Raw genomic sequence first — 7,576 nt, 5'->3', positions numbered from 1 at the left:
GGACATCCCGGTCCACCACGCCACATCGCCCGTCGAGACCCTGCGGGTGATCCAGGACTTCCTCACCACGGACACCCCGCGCATGGTGGTCGCCACGCGCAACGCCGTTCCGGTCCGTCCGGGCGAGGACGTCGACCCGCAGGCCGCCGCCGTCTGGGGCCTGGTCCGGTCGGCCGCCACCGAGCACCCCGGCCGGTTCGTGCTGGTCGACGGTGACGACGGCGACGAGGTCCGGCTGGCCGGCGACGAACCCCAGCTCGCGATCCGCGTCGGCGCCGTTCACGTCCCCCGCCTCGAACGGGCGCGGACCGAACCGCTGCCCTCGCCGCTCAGCCCCGGGGGCACGGTGCTCGTCACCGGCGGCACCGGCACCCTGGGCGGCACGATCGCCCGCCACCTCGCCGTGCGGCACGGCGTGCGGCACCTGCTGCTGGTCGGCCGGAGCGGCCCGGACGCCCCCGACGCGGCCGCGCTGACCGCCGACCTGGCCGCGCTGGGCGCGACCGCCGACATCGTGGCGTGCGACGTGTCCGACCGCGAGGCGGTGGCGCGGCTGCTCGCCGAACACCCGGTCACCTCGGTGATCCACGCCGCGGGCACGCTGGCCGACACCGTCGTGGAATCCCTCACCCCGCAGCGGTTCGCGCGCGTGTGGGAGCCGAAGGCCCTCGCGGCGCGGCACCTCCACGAACTGACCTCGGACCTGGAGGCGTTCGTGCTGTTCTCGTCGGCGGCCGGTGTGCTGGGCGGTGCGGGCCAGGCGAACTACGCGGCGGCGAACGCGTACCTCGACGGCCTCGCCGCACACCGGCACGCCCAGGGACAGCCGGCCGTGTCGCTCGCCTGGGGCTATTGGGCGGAGGCCAGCGGCATGACCGGAGGTCTGACCGCCGTCGACCGGCACCGCCTGGCCAGGGCCGGCGTACGGCCGCTGCCGACGACGGACGCGCTGGCCCTGTTCGACGCCGCGCTGACCGCGGGCACCCCCACCCTCGTCCCCGTCAGGTTCGACCTGCCGGCGCTGCGCCGCGCCGGCGACCCGCCCGCCCTGCTGCGGGAGCTGGTACGGCCCCGGCGCAGGCAGGCCGCCGACCGCGCGTGGACGCAGGCCGACGTGCTGCAACTCGTCGTGGGCCAGGTCGCCCTCGTCCTGGGGCACTCGTCACCGGAGGCGGTCAACCCCGACCAGGCGTTCACCGACATCGGGTTCGACTCGCTCACCGCCGTGGAACTGCGCAACCAGCTCGACGCGGACACCGGCCTGCGCCTGCCCGCCACGCTCGTCTTCGACCACCCGACACCGGCCCGCCTCGCCGCCTTCGTGCACACACGGCTGCACGGCACCGAACCCGACCCCCTGCTCGCCGAACTCGACCGGCTCAAGTCCACCCTGGACGCGGCAGCCGCCGACGCCGACTACGAGACCGTCGCGGCCCGCCTCGAAGCGCTTCTCGCGGCCTGGACCGCCAGACGTACCGGCTCCGCGGCCGGTGTCGACGAGGCCAGCGACGACGAACTGTTCAGCCTTCTGGACGATGCGCACCGCAGGACCGAGGTCATCCGCTCGGGCGAGTCCCGAAACGCTGAGGAGTAGCGATGTCCGACGAAGAGAAGCTCCGCACTTACCTCAAGCGCGCCACGGCCGACCTGGGAGTGCTCAGTAGGCGCCTCGCCGACATGGAGGAGGCCGCGCGCGAGCCGATCGCGATCATCGGCATGGGCTGCCGCTACCCGGGCGGAGTGGAGTCCCCGGACGGCCTGTGGCGGCTTGTCTTGGACGGTGTCGACGCGATCACCGAATTCCCGCCGGACCGTGGATGGGACGTCGTCCACGACCCTGACCCGGACCGGCCGGGCACGACCTACAGCCGGTCGGGCGGCTTCCTCGCCGACGGCGCCGGCTTCGACGCCGGGTTCTTCGGGATCTCGCCGCGTGAGGCACTGGCGATGGACCCGCAGCAGCGGGTGCTGCTGGAGACCGCCTGGGAGACCTTCGAGTACGCCGGCATCGACCCGACCACACTCGGCGGCAGCCGCACAGCCGTGTTCACCGGCCTGTGGTCCTCCGGCTACGGCAACCAGCCGCCGCCGGACCTCGAAGGCTTTCTCGCCACCGGAACAGCCACCAGCGCCACGTCCGGGCGGGTGTCGTATCTGCTGGGGCTGGAGGGTCCGGCGGTGTCGGTGGACACGGCGTGCTCGTCGTCGCTGGTGGCGATCCACCTGGCGGCGCAGGCATTGCGGGCGGGGGAGTGTTCGCTGGCGTTGGCCGGTGGTGTGACGGTGATGGCGACGCCGGCGGGGTTCGTCGAGTTCTCGCGGCAGCGGGGGCTTGCCGCCGATGGCCGGGTGAAGGCGTTCGCCGAGGCGGCCGACGGTACGGCCTGGGGTGAGGGTGCGGGGTTGGTGCTGCTGGAGCGGTTGTCGGACGCCCGTCGCAACGGTCACCGGGTGCTGGCGGTGGTGCGGGGTTCGGCGGTGAATCAGGACGGTGCGTCGAACGGGCTTGCGGCGCCGAATGGTCCGTCCCAGGAACGCGTCATCCGGCAGGCGTTGGCGAATGCCGGACTGTCGACGGCGGACGTGGACGCGGCGGAGGCCCACGGCACCGGGACCACCCTTGGCGATCCCATCGAGGCCCAGGCACTCCTGGCGACCTACGGTCAGGGGCGGGGCGAGCCGTTGTGGCTGGGGTCGGTGAAGTCGAACATCGGGCACACCCAGGCGGCGGCCGGTGTGGCGGGTGTGATCAAGATGGTGATGGCGATGCGGCACGGTGAACTGCCGCGGACCCTGCACGTGGACGCGCCGACCTCCCACGTCGACTGGTCGGCGGGCCGTGTCTCACTGCTCACCGAGGCCCGGCCGTGGCCGGAGACGGGGCGTCCCCGCCGTGCCGGCGTGTCGGCGTTCGGCATCAGCGGCACCAACGCGCATGTGGTGATCGAGGCGGCTGCCGAAGAGCCGGTCGAGGTTTCGACGGGGTCCGCAGGCGGGGTGGTGCCGTGGGTGTTGTCGGGGAAGTCGGATGTGGCGTTGCGGGAGCAGGCACGTCGGCTGGGGGCGTTCCTGGCCGGGCATCCGGGGGTTGGCGCGGTTGCGGTGGGTCGGGCGTTGGCGGGGCGGTCGCGTTTCGATCACCGTGCGGTGCTGAGCGGTGTGGAGGCGTTGGACGCCCTGGCGGAGGGCGGTACGGCGCCGGGTCTGGTCACCGGGACGGCGCGCCCGTTGGGTCGGTCGGTGTTCGTGTTTCCGGGGCAGGGTGCGCAGTGGGTGGGTATGGGTGGGGAGTTGTACGGCTCGGAGCGGGTGTTCCGGGAGGTGATCGATGCGTGTGAGGCGGCGTTGGCGCCGTTCACGGACTGGTCGTTGGTGGGGGTGCTGACCGGCGGTGGGTCGTTGGAGCGGGTGGATGTGGTGCAGCCGGCTCTGTTCGCGGTGATGGTGGCGCTGGCGGAGTTGTGGCGTGCGCATGGTGTGGAGCCTGATGCCGTGGTCGGGCATTCGCAGGGGGAGATCGCGGCGGCGTACGTGGCGGGGGCGTTGTCGTTGGAGGACGCGGCCAAGGTGGTCGCCCTGCGCAGCAAGGCCCTGGTCGCCCTGGCGGGCCAGGGCGGGATGGTGTCGGTCGGCCTCGGGCATGAGCAGGCCGCCGGGTTCGTGGCCCGCTGGGACAACCGGCTGACGGTGGCGGTGGTCAACTCGGCGGACAGCGTGGTGGTATCGGGTGATCGGGACGCGTTGGACGAACTGCTGGCGGCCTGTGAGGCCGACGGCGTCCGCGCCCGCCGCCTGCCCGTCGACTACGCCGCCCACTCCGTCCAGGTCGAGGCGATCCGTGAGCACCTGCTCACCGACCTCGCCGGCATCACACCGCACCTGGCGGCGATCCCGTTCTACTCCACGGTCACCGGCGAGCCGGTCGACACCTCCGCCCTCGACGCCGCCTACTGGTACCGCAACCTCCGCGAACCCGTGCTGTTCGACCAGACCACCCGGCTGCTGCTCGACCACGGCCACACCGTCTTCGTCGAGATCAGCCCGCACCCGGTCCTGGTCTCCGCCGTCGAGGAGACCGGTCACCACCACGGCTCCGACCTCCTCGTCACCGGCACGCTCCGGCGCGACCAGGACGACTTCCTCACCTCGCTCGGCCGCCTGCACGTCCATGGTGTCCCGGTCCACTGGCGGTTCCCGGACGACACCGAGCCCGTCAGCCTGCCGACGTACGCCTTCCAGCGCCGGCCGTACTGGCTGCGGCCCGTCCCGACGGCGTCGGGCGACCACCCCCTGCTCAGCACGTTCGTGGAACTGCCCGACGGCGCGGTGCTCAGCGGACGGATCTCGCTCGCCACCCACCCGTGGCTGGCCGACCACGCCGTGCGGGGCTCCGTCCTCCTGCCCGGCACCGCGTTCGCGGAAATGGCGGCCCACGCGGCCGGCCGGCTCGGCCGCGCGGTCGAGGAGCTGGTGCTCGAAACGCCGCTCGTCCTCGACGACACCCCGGTGCACCTCCAGGTCGTCGTGGGCCCCGAGGACGACGGCCGCAACCCGCTCACGGTGTACTCGCACGACGGCGACGAGTGGGTGCGGCACGCCACCGGGACGCTGGGCGAGGAGCCGGTGCTGAGCGCCTGGGACTGGCCGCCGGCCGGTGAGACCCTCGACGTCGACGGGCTCTACGACGCGTTGTCCGTGCTCGGCTACGAGTACGGGCCGGCGTTCCAGGGCGTCACGGCGGCCTGGCGGGTCGGCGACACCGTCTACGCCGAGGTGGAGCTTCCCGCCGAGGAACCGTTTGCCCTGCACCCCGCGCTGCTCGACGCCGCACTGCACCCCATGGCGTTCCTCACCGACCGCACCGGCCTGCCGTTCGCGTTCACGGGAGTGGCGATACGGCCCACGGGCCGCCGGACGCTGCGCGTACGCCTGTCCGCCACCGGGCCGGACACGTACACCGTGGCCGTGGCCGATCCGGACGGCACCCCGGTCGCGGCCATCACGTCGCTGACCGTCCGGGACGCCACCGCCGTCCCGGACAGCCTGTACGCACTCGACTGGCTGCCCTTTGAATCGTTGGCCTTCGAACCGGCGTCGACGGGCGGCGACCCCGCGGACCTGGTCGTCCACGAGGTGACCGGGCCGGAGCCCGAGGCGGACACCGTCGAGGCGGCGTACGAGAGCGCGCGGAGCGTACTCGCCGTGATCCGGGATCACTTGGCGGGTGAGCGGACGCGGCTGGCCGTCGTCACCCGCAACGCCGTCGCCGCCGCGCCCGGTGACGTGGTCGGCCTCCACCACTCGATGGTCTGGGGCCTGGTCCGCGGCGCGCGGGCCGAGCACCCCGACCGGTTCGTCCTGGTCGACGCCGACCCGACCTGGGACCCCGCGCTGATCGCCGGCACGGACGAGCCGGAACTGGCGGTACGCCAAGGGGCGCTGCGCGTCCCCCGCCTGGTCCGCGTCGGCGCGAGCCTCACCCCGCCGGACGGGACCTGGCGGCTGGAGGACACGGGCACCGGCAGCATCGACGACCTGGCGCTGGTGTCCCGCCCGGAGCTCATGGAGCCGCTGGGGCCCGGGCAGGTCCGGATCGCCATGCGGGCGGCCGGACTCAACTTCCGGGACGTGCTGATCGCCCTCGGCGTCTACCCCGGCGAGGCCCTGATGGGCGGCGAAGGCGCGGGCGTCGTCGTCGAAACCGGCCCGGACACCCGCTTCCGGCCCGGCGACCGCGTCATGGGCCTGGTCCCCGGCGCCTTCGGCCCGGTCACCGTCGCCGACCAGCGGCTGCTGGTCCGGATGCCCGACGACTGGTCGTTCGCCAGGGCCGCGTCAGTGCCCGTGGTGTTCCTGACCGCCTGGTACGGCCTGCGCGACCTGGGCGGGCTGAAGGCCGGCGACCGGGTCCTGATCCACGCCGGCACCGGCGGCGTCGGCATGGCGGCGATCCAACTGGCCCGGCGGCTCGGGGCGGAGGTGTTCGCCACCGCCGGCCCGGCCAAATGGCACACCCTGCGCGCCCTGGGACTGGACGAGGACCACATCGCCTCGTCGCGCACCCTGGAGTTCGAGCAGAAGTTCCCGCCCATGGACGTGGTCCTGGACTCGCTGTCCGGCGAGTTCGTCGATGCCTCCCTGCGGCTGCTCGGGCCCGGCGGCCGGTTCGTGGAAATGGGCAAGACCGACATCCGCGACGCGGCCGACCATCCCGGCATCGTCTACCGGGCGTTCGACATCGCCGACGCGGGGCCGGAACGGCTCGGCGAGATCCTGGACGCCGTCGTACGGGCCTTCACGGACGGCGGGTTCGCACCGCTGCCACTGGACGTACGCGCGCTCCGGGACGCGGTCGACGTGTTCCGGTTCATGAGTCGGGCCGCTCACGTGGGGAAGATCGTTCTCACTGTTCCTCAGCCGGTCGACCCCGAGGGCACCGTGCTGATCACCGGTGGTACGGGGGCGCTGGGGGGTCGTGTGGCCCGGCATCTGGTGGCCGAGCGGGGTGTGCGGCACGTGGTGCTGGTCAGCCGTAGTGGTGGCGGGGCGGCGTTGTGCGAGGAGCTGGCCGGGCTGGGCGCGGAGGTGACCGTGGCCGCCTGTGATGTGGCCGACCGGGACGCGCTGGCGGCCGTGCTGGACGCGATCCCGGCCGCGCACCCGCTGACCGCGGTCGTGCACGCGGCGGGCGTGCTGGACGACGCCGTGGTCGAGTCCCTGACCCCCGAACGCCTCGCCGCGGTCTGGGAGCCCAAGGCACGGGCGGCGTGGAACCTGCACGAACTCACCCGGGGACGGGACCTGACGGCGTTCGTCCTCTTCTCCTCGGCGGCCGGGACGCTCGGCAGCCCCGGGCAGGCCAACTACGCCGCGGCCAACACCTTCCTCGACGCCCTCGCCGTGCACCGGCGCGCCCTCGGACTGCCGGCGACCTCGCTGGCCTGGGGCTACTGGGCGGAGGCCAGCGGCATGACCGGGCACCTGACCGGTGTCGACCAGGACCGGCTGATGCGAGCCGGGGTCGTACCGCTGGCCACCGACCACGCCCTGTCACTGTTCGACGCGGCCCTGGCCACGGACCGGGCCGCGCTGGTGCCGGCACGCCTCGACCTGTCCGTGCTGGCGGGCGCCCCGGCGGCCCCGGCGGCCCTCAAGGGCCTCATATCCCGCAAGGCGGCCCGGCGCCCGGCGCGGCACGGCGCGATCGCCGACCGCCTGCGGACGCTGCCGGAGGCCGAACGGTTGCGAGCCGCACTCGACCTGGTCACCGCCAACACCGCCGCCGTGCTCGGGCACAGCGAACCGGGGGCCGCGTGGGACCGGCAGCCGTTCAAGGACCTCGGCTTCGACTCCCTGACCGCCGTCGAACTGCGCAACCGGCTCAACACCGCCACCGGCCTGCGCCTGACCGCCACCGTCGTCTTCGACCATCCCACCCCGGGGCAGCTCGCGGAGCACCTGCTGAGCCGGATCCTCGACGGGGGTGTGGCGTCGGCGGCACCGGTGGTGCCCGCGGTGTCGGTGTCGGACGATCCGGTGGTGATCGTGGGCATGGGGTGCCGGTTGCCGGGTGGGG

The 7,576-nt window shown here is 73.5% G+C and carries 1 protein-coding gene and 1 pseudogene; both read left to right on the top strand.

Annotated features, from left to right (window positions below; all coding sequences use genetic code 11):
- Positions 1-1,594: type I polyketide synthase (locus tag ACWGKU_RS39380; RefSeq protein WP_452191789.1), on the top strand; the 1,594-nt coding region annotated here is incomplete at its 5' end.
- Between the two features lie 2 nt (positions 1,595-1,596).
- Positions 1,597-7,576 (top strand): annotated as a pseudogene (locus ACWGKU_RS39375) (SDR family NAD(P)-dependent oxidoreductase); the annotation flags it as partial.

The sequence above is a fragment of the Kitasatospora sp. NPDC054768 genome, assembly GCF_053612025.1.
This window is presented reverse-complemented; position numbering and strand designations above follow the sequence as displayed.